Annotated in this window: 20 protein-coding genes; all 20 read left to right on the forward strand. The window is 40.2% G+C overall.

Annotated elements, in window-relative coordinates:
- Window position 1: 1 nt before the first annotated feature.
- A complete protein-coding gene (locus QE404_RS19090) occupies window positions 2-769 on the forward strand; it encodes a hypothetical protein (RefSeq protein WP_307453225.1) in 768 nt (255 codons plus the stop codon).
- Window positions 766-1,974 carry a 3-oxoadipyl-CoA thiolase gene (gene pcaF, locus QE404_RS19095; RefSeq protein ID WP_307453227.1) on the forward strand — a complete coding sequence of 403 codons (1,209 nt, stop codon included), beginning with the start codon at window positions 766-768 and terminating at the stop codon, window positions 1,972-1,974. Before QE404_RS19090 ends, pcaF begins: the two co-directional genes overlap by 4 nt.
- A gap of 152 nt (window positions 1,975-2,126) precedes the next feature.
- Window positions 2,127-2,720 carry an acyltransferase gene (locus QE404_RS19100; RefSeq protein ID WP_307453229.1) on the forward strand — a complete coding sequence of 198 codons (594 nt, stop codon included), beginning with the start codon at window positions 2,127-2,129 and terminating at the stop codon, window positions 2,718-2,720.
- Window positions 2,721-2,812: 92 nt separating this feature from the next.
- Window positions 2,813-3,391: a transposase gene (locus tag QE404_RS19105; RefSeq protein WP_307453231.1), complete on the forward strand. Its 579-nt coding sequence runs from the start codon at window positions 2,813-2,815 to the stop codon at window positions 3,389-3,391.
- Between the two features lie 98 nt (window positions 3,392-3,489).
- A complete protein-coding gene (locus QE404_RS19110) occupies window positions 3,490-3,768 on the forward strand; it encodes an alpha/beta hydrolase-fold protein (RefSeq protein ID WP_307454122.1) in 279 nt (92 codons plus the stop codon).
- Window positions 3,674-4,288 carry an alpha/beta hydrolase gene (locus QE404_RS19115; RefSeq protein ID WP_307454081.1) on the forward strand — a complete coding sequence of 205 codons (615 nt, stop codon included), beginning with the start codon at window positions 3,674-3,676 and terminating at the stop codon, window positions 4,286-4,288. The genes QE404_RS19110 and QE404_RS19115 overlap by 95 nt, the downstream gene beginning before the upstream one ends.
- Before the next feature lie 66 nt (window positions 4,289-4,354).
- Window positions 4,355-6,850 (forward strand): phenylacetic acid degradation bifunctional protein PaaZ, encoded by a 2,496-nt coding sequence (paaZ, locus tag QE404_RS19120; protein ID WP_307453235.1) that lies wholly within the window; start codon window positions 4,355-4,357, stop codon window positions 6,848-6,850.
- 174 nt (window positions 6,851-7,024) lie between these two features.
- Complete coding sequence (locus QE404_RS19125) at window positions 7,025-7,765, forward strand: DUF4241 domain-containing protein (RefSeq protein ID WP_307453236.1); 741 nt, start codon at window positions 7,025-7,027, stop codon at window positions 7,763-7,765.
- Between the two features lie 23 nt (window positions 7,766-7,788).
- A complete protein-coding gene (locus QE404_RS19130) occupies window positions 7,789-8,490 on the forward strand; it encodes an SMUG2 DNA glycosylase family protein (RefSeq protein WP_307453238.1) in 702 nt (233 codons plus the stop codon).
- Window positions 8,491-9,067: 577 nt separating this feature from the next.
- Window positions 9,068-9,832: an enoyl-CoA hydratase/isomerase family protein gene (locus QE404_RS19135; protein WP_307453239.1), complete on the forward strand. Its 765-nt coding sequence runs from the start codon at window positions 9,068-9,070 to the stop codon at window positions 9,830-9,832.
- A gap of 141 nt (window positions 9,833-9,973) precedes the next feature.
- Complete coding sequence (locus tag QE404_RS19140) at window positions 9,974-10,591, forward strand: hypothetical protein (RefSeq protein ID WP_307453241.1); 618 nt, start codon at window positions 9,974-9,976, stop codon at window positions 10,589-10,591.
- 6 nt (window positions 10,592-10,597) lie between these two features.
- On the forward strand, window positions 10,598-10,831 hold the full coding sequence (locus QE404_RS19145) for a hypothetical protein (protein ID WP_307453243.1): 234 nt from the start codon (window positions 10,598-10,600) through the stop codon (window positions 10,829-10,831).
- Window positions 10,831-11,124 (forward strand): winged helix-turn-helix domain-containing protein, encoded by a 294-nt coding sequence (locus QE404_RS19150; protein WP_307453245.1) that lies wholly within the window; start codon window positions 10,831-10,833, stop codon window positions 11,122-11,124. The genes QE404_RS19145 and QE404_RS19150 overlap by 1 nt, the downstream gene beginning before the upstream one ends.
- 79 nt (window positions 11,125-11,203) lie before the next feature.
- Window positions 11,204-11,464: a hypothetical protein gene (locus QE404_RS19155; protein ID WP_307454084.1), complete on the forward strand. Its 261-nt coding sequence runs from the start codon at window positions 11,204-11,206 to the stop codon at window positions 11,462-11,464.
- A 14-nt stretch (window positions 11,465-11,478) separates the two neighbouring features.
- Complete coding sequence (locus QE404_RS19160; protein WP_307453249.1) at window positions 11,479-12,318, forward strand: metallophosphoesterase; 840 nt, start codon at window positions 11,479-11,481, stop codon at window positions 12,316-12,318.
- A 4-nt stretch (window positions 12,319-12,322) separates the two neighbouring features.
- Window positions 12,323-12,622 carry a hypothetical protein gene (locus tag QE404_RS19165; protein WP_307453251.1) on the forward strand — a complete coding sequence of 100 codons (300 nt, stop codon included), beginning with the start codon at window positions 12,323-12,325 and terminating at the stop codon, window positions 12,620-12,622.
- A 2-nt stretch (window positions 12,623-12,624) separates the two neighbouring features.
- Window positions 12,625-13,110, forward strand: a complete 486-nt coding sequence (locus QE404_RS19170; RefSeq protein WP_307453253.1) for a Coq4 family protein — start codon at window positions 12,625-12,627, stop codon at window positions 13,108-13,110.
- A gap of 53 nt (window positions 13,111-13,163) precedes the next feature.
- Window positions 13,164-14,534, forward strand: coding sequence for a DUF4153 domain-containing protein (locus tag QE404_RS19175; protein ID WP_307453255.1), 1,371 nt, complete (start codon window positions 13,164-13,166; stop codon window positions 14,532-14,534).
- A 99-nt stretch (window positions 14,535-14,633) separates the two neighbouring features.
- Window positions 14,634-15,167 carry a hypothetical protein gene (locus QE404_RS19180; protein ID WP_307453256.1) on the forward strand — a complete coding sequence of 178 codons (534 nt, stop codon included), beginning with the start codon at window positions 14,634-14,636 and terminating at the stop codon, window positions 15,165-15,167.
- 40 nt (window positions 15,168-15,207) lie between these two features.
- Window positions 15,208-15,720 (forward strand): hypothetical protein, encoded by a 513-nt coding sequence (locus QE404_RS19185; RefSeq protein ID WP_307453259.1) that lies wholly within the window; start codon window positions 15,208-15,210, stop codon window positions 15,718-15,720.
- The last annotated feature ends 1 nt before the right edge of the window (window position 15,721 follow it).

A 15,721-nucleotide genomic window follows, 5' to 3' on the forward strand; every position in this document is an offset into this window, starting at 1 on the left:
TATGGCAAATATCACAATAAATGTATTGAGTAAAGCTCAAACTGAGGTTGTAACGAGTATCAATTCTTACGAAGACGATAGTAATTGGGAAATAACAGATAATAGATTTGTTGCTTTCTTCGATATTCTGGGCTTTAAGGAAATGGTATTAAGAAATACTCACGAGGAAATTTTTGGAGTTCTCAATAATATTTCTGAATTAAAAAACTCTTTTAGTAAAGACTTTATAAATAGTGAGGCTGAAAAAGAGCCAATTCGCATTATTACTTTTTCTGACTCGATTATCATATTTTCAAAAAATGCTTCCACAGAATCATTTATTGTTTTTTTAAAAGCTATTAATTGGTTATTTGCTGGAATAATAAATACTAAGATTGCAATAAAAGGAGCTTTCTCTCATGGATTAATTAGTGCAAATTTTGAAGAACAAATTTTTTTTGGACAATCTTATATTGATGCTTTCCTATTGCAGGAGGAAGTAAATTATATGGGGGTAGTTGGTCATCATTCTATTGATAAGTATATCAACGATAAAGAGATTAATATTGAAAAACTTATTATAGAAATGCAAACTCCATTAAAATCAGGTAAAATTAGACATTTAAATCTTAATTATTTTCCATTTATAGTATATGAAGAGATTGATAAAATGGATGAAGTTTTAAATAGATTTAAAGATACAGCGTCAGGATCTCCGAGAAAATATTTGGAAAATACTTTGTCATTTTTAAAAGATTATAAAGAAATAAAAGTAAAAGCTGAAAAATGAACAACGTATACATTATAGACTATATCAGGACTCCCATTTCGAAATTAAGCGGAGGCCTTTCAGAAGTAAGAGCCGATGATCTGGCAGCCATTGTCATCAAAGAGATCATCGCGAGAAATCCGGAAGTTCCGGTAGAGGAAATCGAGGATGTGATCTTTGGATGTGCCAACCAGGCCGGGGAAGATAACCGGAATGTAGCGAGAATGGCCCTGCTGTTGGCCGGACTTCCATATAAAATCGGCGGGGAGACAGTTAACAGGTTGTGTGCTTCAGGAATGTCTGCCGTAGCCAATGCCTTCCGTGCGATTGCAGCAGGTGAAGGAGAAATTTACATTGCCGGCGGCGTAGAGCATATGACGCGTTCTCCGTACGTGATGTCGAAACCAAGTACTGCGTTCGGAAGAGACAGCCAGATGTTCGATACCACTTTCGGATGGAGGTTTGTCAATCCTAAAATGAAAGAAATGTATGGTGTTGATGGTATGGGTGAAACAGCGGAAAACTTAGCCGATATGCACCAGATCAGCCGTGAGGACCAGGATCAGTTTGCTTTATGGTCTCAGCAGAAAGCTTCCAAAGCACAGGAAAACGGAAGACTGGCGGAAGAAATCGTACAGGTGGAAATCCCACAGAAGAAAGGAGAACCTAAAGTTTTCGATAAAGATGAATTTATTAAACCGACTTCTACAATGGAAGGACTGGCGAAACTTCGCCCTGCTTTCAGAAAGGAAGGAGGAACGGTAACCGCCGGAAATGCTTCAGGAATGAACGACGGTGCTGCAGCATTGATTTTAGCCAGCGAAGAGGCCGTACAGAAATACGGACTTCAGCCGATCGCTAAAATTTTAGGTTCCGCCGTTGCCGGTGTGGAACCGAGAATCATGGGAATCGGTCCTGTGGAAGCTGCTCAGAAAGTTTTAAAAAGATTAAACCTGTCACTGGATGATATGGATGTCATCGAACTGAACGAAGCCTTTGCTGCCCAGGCTTTAGCGGTAACAAGATCATTGGGTTTAAAAGACGATGATTCCAGAGTAAATCCAAACGGAGGTGCCATTGCCATCGGTCACCCACTGGGAGTTTCCGGAGCCAGGATCATTGGTTCTGCCGCTATGGAATTGCAGAAACAGAATAAAAAATACGCCTTGTGTACCCTTTGTATCGGTGTAGGCCAGGGCTATGCAATGGTGATTGAAAAAGTATAACTTTTTTAATAGTATAACAATTTATCAATGTAACAGTGTAACAATGTAGCCGTGAAACAATTTTGCGTAATGTCATGCTGAGTTTGTTGAAGCATCTATAGGTAAACTTGTACATTAATCCATTGTTACATTAAATTTTTAAGAAAAAAATTATGAATATCTACTCCTACCACGGCATCCGGCCCATCATCAAACCTTCTGCCTACATTCATCCGCAGGCGGTGGTTATCGGGAATGTGGAAATTGGTGAAGAAGTGTACGTTGGCCCGAATGCGGTGATCCGCGGCGACTGGGGGAAAATCATCGTGAAAGACGGCGCGAATGTTCAGGAAAACTGTACGCTGCATGTTTTTCCGGGTATTGAAACCATTCTGGAAGAATCGGCCCATATTGGTCACGGAGCCATCATCCATTCCGGACATATCGGAAGAAACTGCCTGGTGGGAATGAACGCCGTAGTGATGGACAAAGCAATTATCGGTGACGAATGTATAATTGGAGCTTTGGCTTTTGTACCCGCCAACTTCAGGTGCGAAGCCCGAAAGCTGATCGTCGGAAGCCCGGCAAAGATCATCCGTGATGTTTCCGATGAAATGATCAAATGGAAAACCGAAGGAACCCGTCTGTATCAGGAATTGGCAAGAGAAGGAAAGGATGCTATTCTTCCTTGTGAACCCTTTACGGAATATGTGCAGCAGATCCCGACAAAAGTTGTGGATTACAGCATCTGGGATGATGTGAAGTGAAACTCTTGAGGGTTAGGCCTCGCTAAACCTAACGGGTTTTCAAAACCCGTTAGGTTTTACCAAATAAGACCAAATAGAAAATAACTAGAATAATGATCAATACCGAAAGCTTTGAGTTTGATTCTGTGTATCACATTTTTTCTCATGTGAACGGAAAGGAACTTATCTTTCGTGAAGAAACCAATTATCAGTTTTTCCTTAAAAAACTAATGCAGTATATATTGCCGATAGCTGATATTTATGCCTATTGTTTGATGGCTAATCATTTTCATTTATTAGTACGATTCAAGGCTGTTGAAGGTGTGCCAATAGAAGATGAACATGCTTACCTCATGAAGCATTTTGGTAATTTTCTCAATTCTTATGCAAAAGCATTTAATAAAATGTATGAGAGAAAAGGCGCTTTATTTCTGAATGCCATCAAAAGGAGAAAAATCACTGATGAGAAATATCTGCTCAAAGTGTTGCATTACATTCATAATAATCCGGTTAACCACGGCTTTGTAACAGAAGTTGCGTTATGGAAGTACTCTTCTTATATGGCTTATGTAAATTCAGAAAAAGAGAGTAAGCTAAATCGAAATGAAATATTGCAGTATTTCGATTCGGTTCATATTTTTGAAAATTATCATCAGTCTAATGTAGAATATGATTTCTTGGATGTAGAATGACGATGTAAACAGGATAAACCTAACGGGTTTTTAAAACCCGTTAGGTTTAGAAAAAGTATAGTAAAATGATTAAAAAAATCCTGCTGATATGCACGATGATGCTTGGGCTCTCAGCTATAGTTTCAGCCCAGAACAGCAACGTAAAACCGCTAACAATCGGTGAAATCAGAACGTTTAAATCTAAAATTTTAAATGAGGAAAGAACATTGAATATCTATCTTCCTCAGAATTTTGATAAAACCAAATCCTATCCGGTCATTTATCTGCTGGATGGAAGCATGAATGAAGACTTTATCTCATGTTACCGGACTGATTCAGTTTTTCAATCAGATGTATTCGATGCCGGAAACAATTGTGGTAGGAATAGCCAATATTGATCGAAAAAGAGATTTTACCTTTCATACGGATTTGAAAGATCTACAGAAGGATTATCCGACAACGGGACATTCTGATCAATTCATCAGCTTTCTTGAAAAAGAATTAAAACCTTATATCGAAAGTCAATTTAAAATAACCGATAAATATTTATTTGGACAGTCATTAGGTGGATTGCTGGCGACAGAAATTTTGCTGAAAAAACCTGAGCTGTTTAACAACTATTTTATCATTAGCCCGAGTTTATGGTGGGATGATGAAAGCCTGCTGAAAGGGGCAAACCAATGGCTGGCTAAAATTCCGGATACGAAGAAATTTATTTATATTTCCGTCGGAAAAGGGGAACATCCGGTAATGGTAAAAGATGCTGAAGACCTGTATGATGTGCTGAAAAAAGCGGGAAAGAAAAACTGGACAATAGAATATAAGATGATGGAAACGGATAACCACGCCACCATTCTGCACAGAAGTTTGTACGAAGGGTTGGTGAAACTATTTCCCTATCAGGAACCGGAAAAATAAATAGAACAATATATAAATGTAAAAATGTAACAAGTGGTAAGCAGATACATTGTTAAATTAAATGATATGCAAAAACTAAAGAACTATATCCACGGCGAATGGATCGAAGGAACCGGAACCGGAATTCCTTTATTTAATGCCGTTACAGGAGAGCAGGTAGCCGTTTCGGATACGGAAGGGCTTAATTTCGAACAGGCACTGGATTACGGAAGAACCGTTGGATACAAAAATCTTTCGTCCATGACGTTCTACGACCGTGGGGAAATGCTGAAAAAAGTAGCGCTTTATCTTCTCGAAAGAAAGAAAAAATATTATGAATTATCTTATAAAACGGGAGCCACGCATGTGGATTCTTGGGTGGATATCGAAGGCGGTTTCGGTACTTTCTTTACCTATTCCGGACTGGCCAAGAGAATGCTTCCGAACACCCCGTTCTGGGTGGATGGGGAAACACAGAAAATTTCAGCCAACGGAACTTTCCAGGGAACACATATTTTAACGCCAAGCGAAGGGGTTTCCATACAGATCAACGCGTACAACTTCCCGGTTTGGGGGATGCTGGAAAAACTGTCGACTTCATTGCTTGCGGGTGTTCCTTCCATCGTGAAGCCTTCACCATTCGGTTCGTATCTTACCAATGCGGTGTTTCAGGATATGATCGAAAGCGGTCTGTTGCCTGAAGGGGCGGTGCAACTCGTTTGCGGCGAACCTGGAAATATTCTGGATTATATTCAGGACGGGGATTCCGTACTGTTTACCGGATCGGCAACAACGGGAAGGAAATTAAAATCGTTACCATCAGTGGCAGGCAATGCCGTTCGTTTCAATATGGAGGCGGATTCATTGAACTGTTCCATCTTAGGTTTGGAAGCGAAGCCAGGCACTCCGGAATTCGATTTGTTTATCAAGGAAGTCCGTAACGAAATGACCACCAAAGCCGGGCAGAAATGTACCGCCATCCGAAGGATCATTGTTCCTGAGAACCTGGTGGGCGATGTGCGGCAGGCTTTATCTAAAGCTTTGGACCAGACCAAAATCGGAAACCCGTTAAGCCGGGAAACAAGAATGGGATCTTTGGTTGGCAGACAGCAGTATGACGAGGTTTTAAGAAAAGTAAATTTACTGAAAACAGAAACGGAACTGGTTTACGACGGACAGCACGAACTGGTAGATGCCGATTACGAAAATGGAGCATTCATGAGCCCTAAGCTGTTCTTCAATGATAAACCTTTTGAAAAAAATATTTCTCATGATGTCGAAGCCTTCGGGCCGGTTTCTACGCTGATGCCGTACAAAGATGCGGAAGAAGCGGCGGCTTTGGCGAAAAGAGGAAAAGGAAGTCTGGTAGGGTCTATTATTTCTCACGATGAAAAATTCGTCGCCGAAACTTCATGGAAAATGGCTTCTCAGCACGGAAGGATCTTCGTTTTGAACAGGGATAATGCCAAAGAAAGCACCGGTCACGGTTCACCGCTTCCGACGCTGATGCACGGCGGCCCCGGAAGAGCAGGAGGAGGCGAGGAGATGGGCGGACTGAACGGTCTTCATTTCTTCCTTCAGAAAACAGCGATTCAGGGATCCCCGGATATCCTGACCGCGATTACCAAAGTATATCAGCAGGGTGCCGAAAAGAAATATTCCGACAAGCATCCGTTCCGGAAATATTTTGAAGAAGTTGAGGTTGGAGATTCTCTGGAAACAGCAGGAAGAACCGTTACCGATGCCGATATCGTGAATTTCTCCAACGTTTCATGGGATCATTTCTATGCCCACACCGACGCGACGAGCTTATCAGGAACTATTTTCGATAAAACGGTTGCCCACGGATACTTCATTCTTTCAGCAGCAGCAGGATTATTCGTTTCCGGAAAAAAAGGGCCGGTTATCGCGAACTACGGACTGGAAAACTGTTCGTTCTTCAAACCGGTATATGCCAGAGATACGATTACCGTTTATTTAACGGCCAAAGAAAAAATCAACCGCGGGGTAAAGGGAAGAAATATTCCTTCCGGAGTGGTGAAATGGCTGGTGGAAGTGGTCAACCAGAGAGAAGAAGTGGTTTGTGTAGCAACGATTCTTACTTTGGTAGCCAAACAATCACCGTTCATCGACCTGAATGCAAGAAATGTTCAGAAAACCCTCAACGGTTTAACAGAGAATACGCCATCACAGTGGGGGAAAATGTCTCCTCAGCAGATGATCGAGCATTTAGAGCAGGCGGTGTTGGTGAGTCTGGGAGAGCCGGAAGCCGATCAGTGCTTCACTCCTGAAGAGCATCTGGAAAAATGGCAGGATTCCCTGTACAACCACAGAAAAATGCCAAAAGATTTTCAGGCTCCGTTCCTGAATGCTGATGGATCATTGCCTGAACCGAAACATAAAAACCTGGATGCTGCAAAACAGTCATTCCTGGATAACCTGAAAAAATTCACCATCTATTACAAAGAAGATCCACAGGCCGAGCACATGAATTTCGTATTCGGAAAACTGAACAAGGAAATGTGGGAACTGATGCACAGGAAACATTTTACGCATCATTTCGAGCAGTTCGGATTAATATAATATAAAAATGTAACAATAGTACAATACAGCAGCTGAATCATAGGCTGCTGTTTTTTTGAATAGAATTTTAGTATGCCTTAAGCTTGATAATCTTTTGTTAAAAGCCCGCTGCTTTTTGACCACCTGATTTTTATTCCTTATTTTCAATGAATAATCATCAGATAAAATAAGGTTATGAACACTACATGGATGCAACAATGGGAAAGTATAAAACATATTCTTGTCTGTCCTACTGATCTGGAGTCTTATTTTACCTCAGCAGGAATTTTAGGTCTGCCAGTTGAAATTCTGGAAATAGGAGATGTCTCTCTACCCTCGGGCAAAATCGTGGTAAGAGATCCGTTGGTGTTTCTTGATTCAACTCAGAAACCTTATTTTGTGAATGCGCCCAAGGGAAATTTTCCGGTTACGATTGCCGTTGCAAAATTCGAAGAATGGGGCAACCGGTATGCTGCCGTCAGAGTGAAATTCACCGATGGCCAACCTGTCCGTTATCAGGAAGCGTTAATTGGGAATGAAAACCTTGAAGGCGTACAACAGGATGATTATTTCGGATTTCATGTAGATGCCGGGCTAGCCTGCATTACAGATTCGGAAGCACTTCCAGCCTTTGATGCTTTTGTAAATAAACTTAATATGCCAAATCTGTATGATGATTATTTTGCTGGCTTGTTTAAAGAAAGTTATGAGGAACATCCCGAGCATCAGAGACAAAATGGTGACTGGATCAACTGGACTATTCCGGGTACAGATTACCAGATCCCGATGTTTGCTACGGGTTTCGGTGATGGTACTTATCCCGTTTACTTCGGTTATGATAAAAACAACAGTATTTGCGGACTTTATATTCAGTTTATTGATATTGAGCTTGCTCTAAGTGATGAAAAGGAAGATAACGGTGATGATGAGCCCTAAGTCATTTTTAACTGTAACTGAACATGAAGAAAACGTTTGCTGAAGAGGTCATCAGCTTTAATAAAAAACTGCATTATAATGGGGTATTGCCAGATGATTTTCTGGTCATGAATCCTTATCTGGAAAATCCGGAAACGCTGGAAGTCATGCAACAGTTCTATTATAAATATTACAACGATTCAAACCGCCGGAAATTTCTTCTGGGAATCAATCCCAGCCGCCATGGAGCGGGAGTAACGGGAGTGCCATTTACCGATACCAAAAGGTTAGAAAGTATTTGCGGAATTAAAATGACTTCTGCTTACACCCACGAAGTTTCATCCGTTTTCGTTTATGATATGATTGCAGAATATGGTGGTGCCGAAGCATTTTATAAGAACATCTACATCAATTCGCCTTTTCCACTGGCTATTGTAAGAAAATCTAAGGGGAGCTGGGTCAACGCTAATTATTATGATGACAGGGAACTCTTTAGAGATGTAAAAGATTTTATGATTGATTCATTAAAAAAGCATCTCAGCCTTAATGTTGATACGTCAGAAGTTTTTGTTATGGGTAAAAAGAATGCTGAATTCATTTCAAAAATCAACCAGGAAGAACGTTTATTTGACCGTATAGCCGTTCTGGAGCATCCCAGATATATCCAACAGTATAAATCCAAAGAAAAGACGCTTTATATCGATAAATACATCGTAGCATTAAAAAGTGAAGCCCCGAAAAGTTAATTCGGGGCTTCACGTTCTCATTTATGTATTAGAATCTTATCGTCCGATCTTTGCTTATAAAGTTTTCATGGTTATTAGTTTTGTTTATAAGCTATTGTTTGTTGTATAAGAAGCATTTTATTCTAATGACAAAGTAAATGTTTCAGAACGGATCTCCCTAGCGTGTAAATACGGATTCGGCATTCCGTATTTTTACGGAATGTGGATGGATTAAGATGTAAACTTTAAAATATTGGTATTTCCGGAATTGGCACATTATCAATAAAAAAAAGCCGCCGGAAATATCCGGAGACTTCATGTTGTTAGTGATAGACACCTTAATTATATGGGTAAAATAAAAGTGTTCATTTTTAAATTCATTTCTATGAATAGCAGATCAGATCCTGATAATCATTCAGTATAAATGAACGGTTCAAAGGTATGCTTTGATGAAATGGCGAGATTCAGTATAAATTACTCAATATTGTCTTCCGTGTTTATACGGATAAAGCGAAAAATCGTGTAATTATTCTGGCCTATTATGACCGCTGATGCGAGCCTAATTAGTATTTTTGTAAAAATCCAATAGACATTAAAAATGAATGAATTTGTAGTATCAGAGCTGAAAAACCACATCGCGGAAATTACTTTCGGAACGCCTAAAAGTAATTCGCTTCCCGGAGCCATACTGGAACAGCTGGCGCAAACCATCTTAGAAGAAGGAGCCAAAGAAGAAGTTAATGCCATCCTGATTAAAAGTGAAGGTGAAAAAGCTTTCTGTGCAGGTGCCAGTTTTGATGAGCTGCTGGAGATCGAGGAACTAGAAAAGTCAAAACAATTTTTCGGAGGTTTTGCCAAAGTGCTCAATGCAATGAGAAACTGCGGAAAAATAGTTGTAGTAAGAGTTCAGGGGAAAACAACCGGTGGGGGAGTAGGCATTGCATGTGGTGCCGATTACTGTTTTGCTACTAAAGATTCAGCCTTAGCATTAACGGAAATCAATCTGGGAATAGGACCTTTTGTCATCGGACCTTATGTGGAACGGAAGATTGGTAAATCACAGTTTTCTGCTATGGCAATTGATGCTGATTTCAGGTCTGCAGAATGGGCTGAACAGCATAATATCTATCATTCCGTATCAGAAAATATTGCCGAGATGGACGCGAAGCTGGAGAAATTCCTTCAGACCCTGTCTTCCAGAAGCCAGGATGCTTTGGCACTTATTAAAAAAGTTTCCTGGGAAGGAACAGACCATTTCAATGAACTGATGCCGGCAAGAATCCACATGAGCGCAAGCCTGATTCTTGAAGATTCTGCCAAGAAAAATATCGGAGCGATTAAGGAAAGATTGAGAGCGAAGTAATCATAAGAACGCTGAACTATTTTGGTTCAGCGTTTTTTATCTTGTGCAATTGCCATAAACAAAAATGGAATAGTAAATAGTTCAAAAAAATATTTTGCCATTTAAAATTAAATTATAACTTTGTATTTCAAAGTTCTTTTTATGGATGCTAAAAATTATCACGAAGATCTTTCTCATATCCGTTCCATGATGGAGCGTTCTTCACGGTTTATATCGTTAAGTGGGCTGTCCGGAGTTTTTGCCGGCCTTTCAGCGATCGCAGGAGCCGTGTATGTATATTTCAGATTAAAAAGGGAAGGGATTGATTACCTGGATGGTGACCGCAATATTTTCCAGCCTGCCCTGATCCGGGAATTGATCTGGGTTGCTGTGATTATTCTGGCGGTTGCGATCCTCAGCGGATATTTTTTTACAGCCACCAAAAGCAGGAAGAAAGGATTGAAAATATGGGATGCTACAACAAGGAGGCTGTTGGTTAGTTTTTCAGTACCATTGCTTACAGGCGGTGTGTTTTGCCTGGCGCTCCTCTTTCATCATTTGTTTGTATGGATTGCTCCGGCAACACTTATTTTTTACGGTATTGCCCTAGTCAATGCAGAACGTTATACACTTACTGATGTAAAATACCTGGGATATTGCCAGATTATTCTGGGGCTGTTATCGTTATTCATGTTAGGGTGGGGATTGCTGTTCTGGACTATTGGATTTGGTCTGCTGCATATTGTTTATGGACTGATTATGCATAAAAAATATAAATAAGGTCCTGTGGAAAAATCCATCCTGTTTTTTATTGTTATTTTTGCAGCCGTGCTATTCTGGAAAGTGCATCACCAGATAGGGAAAGTATTTCTTTTAAATCAGATTATAAATGAATATCTGACATCAGGATTCTTCAAGAATCATGATTTCGTGGCTGTTGAAAATCTGAAAACCCAAGAAGCCGTTATTATTGATGCAGCAATATATGATTATTTTAGAATTAACAGGTTACCAATGTAATGATTAATATCAACCAACTCAATAAGGAATTTGAAAGTCGCGTAAGGCTGGGCATTATGTCTGTGCTTATGGTGAACGACTGGGTTGATTTTTCCGAAATGAAAGGCCTGCTGGAAATTACAGACGGCAATCTGGCCAGCCACAGCAGTGCACTTGAAAAATCGGAATACATTGAAGTGAAGAAAGAATTTGTAGGCAAAAAGCCGAGAACCTCCTATCGGGTAACGCAGAAAGGAAGGGAAGCTTTTACAGAGCATCTGAATGCGCTTGAAAAACTGTTGGGAACCAAATAAATTTTTTTAGTTTTTAGCTTTGTAATTCAAAGTGCTTTTAAATTAAATAATATGTTGAAAAAACCCAAATTTAGCAGTGTTGCACACCTTACCGGCCACATTGTTATGGTTTCCACTGGTCGGGAATGTAATATCTTCAGAAGTATACTGGTCAGGATATGATTTTCTTATGGCAGCTGTGATCCTCTGGAGTGCTGTAGGTTTTATCGACCTGATTTCCGGTAAGGTTGCGAAACCAGCATTGAGAATACCGCTCTGCTTCCTGGCCTTTTTTGCTTTAGCGGCAGTATGGGCAGAGTTGGCCGTTGGAATTTTCGGAAGTCTGCTTGCAGGTAATTAAAAATCGATTAAGTAATGACAAGGAAAACATTTCTCAAAAAAGCTTCGGCGCTTACGCTGGCGGGTATGCTGCCGGCTCTTTATTCATGGCAGGTAGAACCTTTCTGGGTGGAATTTGTAGAGCATAAGCTTCCTGTGAACAACCTGCCAGATCACTTGCACGGAAAGATACTGATGCAGATTTCCGATCTGCATGTAGGAAAGCGCTTCGACTGGCATTTTCTTATTGATGCCTTCGGAAAAGCCAGGAACTACAATCCGGACTTTGTGGTTTATACCGGTGATTATGTGAACCTCGGTACGCCGGAAGAAATTTCAGCATTGGAGCAGGTAATGAAGCATGCAGTTTCAGGAAAGATTGCCACCTTAGGAATATTGGGCAATCATGATTACGGGAAAGACTGGAGCGATCTGAGTATAACCGAAAACATTTGTACCGTATTGGAAAATAAAGGCATCACTGTCCTGAAAAACAGCCAACATGACTGTGGTGGGCTCCATTTTATCGGCTTTGAAGACCTTTGGTCTCCCAATTTTAACCCAATGCAGGTAATGAAGCATTATGATCCGTCGAAAGCCGGTATTGTATTGTGCCACAATCCGGATGTATGTGACCTGGACGTATGGAACGGATATCAGGGATGGATACTAAGTGGGCATACCCATGGCGGGCAATGCAGGATTCCCGGTGTAATCACTCCGGTTCTTCCTGTAAAGAATAAAAAGTATGTATCCGGTGTCATTGATCTTCATGACGGAAGGATGCTATATATCAACCGGGCTCTCGGGCATTCTTTTCAGGTCCGCTTCATGGTTCGTCCGGAAATTACGGTTTTTACTTTAACCCAAACGTAAAATCATGAACGATCAATCTTTTATAACGACCGGAAAAGTGGTTTTCTGGCTGTTTTTTATCCTTGGGAATATCAGCCTGATAGGGTATATAATAAGCAAAAATGATGAATTTGCAGTTGGAGGATTCATGCTGCTGATTTTCGGGTCAATAATCAACCTGGTGATTGTTGCGGCCATTTTAGTATATGCATGGATCGATGTACGCCGGCGCAGCGCCTGTATGAAAGCGGTTATGATCATTCTGATCAATATTCCTGTTGCCATCTTATATTTCTTTATCGGAATTTCAATTATAACTCTTTAACTATGAAAAAAATACGTGTCAGGTTCCTGTTGCTGATCTATAATAAGATCCAGAAATTATACAGAACTTATTTTAAAAGGAAAAAAAGGCAATGGCAATTCAATGAAAAGCAACTCCTGGAGTTTCACAAAGACTCTTTAGGAAGAAAGCTGGGAGAATTCTACGAAAAGCATGGCTTCAGCATGATCCCCAAAATGGAGGACCATGATGTGCACCATCTCATTACCGGCTGCAGCACCCGTTTTGAAGATGAAATTGCGATGCAGTATCTGCTCCTCGGAAACGGGAAGCTCAATGCACACCTTTTGGCCGCTATTGTTCTGGGAACTTTTATCCTGCCCGAATACATCCGTCTGTACCGTAAAGCTTATCAGAAGGGACGGCGGATGAGAAAATTCTACGACTGGGATTTTGAGACCTTATTGTGGCAGAATTTTGAACACCTGAGAGACTTCATATTCCAAAAAGATACAGCGGTTTTACACTGATTATTACACTATGCTGATATTGAAACTTGAATCATTAATACAATAAAAAAAACATGAAAACACATCACTATATATTTCTTACCACTGCCTTATTCGTTGTTCTTTTTTACAACGAAAATGTAGGGCTTAATTTAGGGATCCTCTGTATCATTTATTCAGTGCTGACCCTACTCAGGACACCTGCAAAAAACAAGACGAAAACATTCTTTGTTCTCATAGCAACCTCTGTAATATCGGGTATTGCTTTTGCCTGGTATGGTGACCTGGCTTCATTTCTGGCAGTGGTAAGTTCCCTTTTGCTATTATCGTACAGATCAAAAAACAGGCGGATGAAAATTCTGTTGCTTATTCCGGTCTTTGTGATCAATACTTTTACCTCGGTATGCCGCTTTTTCAGTTTTGATGAATGGCTTCCCGAAAAGACTATTCCCGGATTCTGGCAAAAGATGTTTGCATTTGTATTGATTCCTTTGGTGCTGGTCAGTATTTTCTTTGGGATCTACGCGGCAGGCAGCCATCACTTTGCTGAACTTTACAGCGGGTATGAGTGGGACCTGGATATATGGCAGTTCCTATGCATGGCCATACTGGGATTTTTTATTGCATTCAATTACTGGAATTATGCCGTCGAAAAATTGATATATAAGCAGAATATGCGGCTGAACAATGATTTTAAAAGTGAAGAGAAAACTCTGAAGAATACCTACTCGTTTTTTGACCTTGAAGCAGAACGGATGAGCGGAGTCATTTCCTTCCTGTTGCTGAATATCCTTCTCATCTTTTTTATTGTTACTTATAATTATGAACAGTTCTATGAAGGGAGTAAAGCGGCGGTAAAGCTTTCTGAAGAAACCCATGAAAGGGTGAATGCCGTTATCCTTTCCATTGTCATGGCTGTTCTGGTAATGATGTTTTATTTTAAATCTGCTTTTAATTTCGATCCGAAGGCAGGAATATTGAAAATTCTGGCTAAAATATGGATCGCGCTCAATGCTACACTGATTCTCTCTGCTATGGCTAAAAATGCTGAGTATATAATGGAATACGGGTATACATATAAAAGGCTGGGCGTGAGTGCTTTTCTTATCCTTTCCATGATAGGGCTGGTCCTGATGTTTATTAAAATTCAGCGAAAAAAGAAAAATATTTTCCTGTTCAATACTATGGCATGGTTTGCATACGCAACGATTCTGGTCTGCAGCTTTATCAACTGGGGTGGCTTCATCACTCTGCAGAATGTCCAGCGTAAAAATTTCAATCCGGATTTTCACAGAGTGTCTGTTCATTTCAATGAAAAAATACTTTTAGAATATGCTGATAGAAACAATAAAAAGACATTGAAAAATGAAATTCTTGAACAGGTTAAAAAGCATAAAGATGAAAGCCTGCTTTCCCGGGCATTATACTACGATTCCATCCGGTAAGAAAAGATCAAATATGTGTTTTCAGACAGCAATATTCTGCTAAAGGTTGGAACAGTTTTCGCATGCATATAACCTTATTCATTACAAAAAACAACAGTTATGAAAAAATACTTCGTATTGATTCCTTTGCTGCTGCTATCCTGCAAAAAGGAGGCAGAAAAAACAGAAACAACAGGCCGGGATTCTTCCTTGACAACAGAGCGTACGCAGCCCATTGCAGATTCCCAAGCTTTAAAAAAGAAAGATTCTATCATCAATAATGCTCCGGTTACCAAACAGGTACTTAAGACTGGAGTGATGAGAGAGGTGAAGAATGGGGAAATTACAAGGACCATGGATGCCTCCCAACTTCCTTTCACATTAGGAGAGCAGTTTACAGATCAGAATCAGAAGCTGATTTTGAAGATCAGTAATTTTGATCAGTCTAAAATTAAGGCCAACATCAATACCCGCCAGAAGGATTTTAATATACGGTTTAATCAGATCAGGCTTCCAAATGGTGATTATGACGGACCTTTCGGGAATGAGATTACTTACGATGTCAAAGGCAAAGGAGAAGTATGGCTGATCATTGGCAAAGACCAGATGGCGGAAGGAAATACAAAAGGAGATTTTACAGTAAGCGTGGAATAAATTGGTATAATTTCTGCAAAGACTTTTAAAATTCAATATTATGAAAAATATAATGTTAACAGCCGCCGCTGCTTCTATTGTGATGGTAAGCTGTGGGGCCGTACAGTCACTGGTTCAGAATACCTTTCCATATACAGCCAATGTACTGATCTCTACGGGAGTACCGGCTGATAAGGAAGTATCATCTACCGCAACTGCATCCAATGTGCAGACATGGTTTGGCGGAAATAATGATGCGAGCATAAAGGATGTGAGGATTTCGGATGCTAAAGTATCCGTTGTATCACCGGCGGGAGGTACATTGAACGCACTCAAATCCATCAAAGTATATATTTCCTCTAACGGGACGGGTGAAAAATTGGTTGCCTCCAGATCTAATATCTCTACCGATGCTGCAAGTCTGAATCTGGATCTTAATACTTCCGGGTTTCTGGACGAAGTGGTTAAGAGTTCAGGACTTACAGTAAGGACAGTATATGAGCTGAAAAATCAGACCAGTTCCGATATGAATCTTAAAATAGCACTTAATTTCAGCAGTGTGCCTGCCAATTAAT

The organism is Chryseobacterium camelliae (genome assembly GCF_030818575.1).
GTDB classification, from domain to species: domain Bacteria; phylum Bacteroidota; class Bacteroidia; order Flavobacteriales; family Weeksellaceae; genus Chryseobacterium; species Chryseobacterium camelliae_A.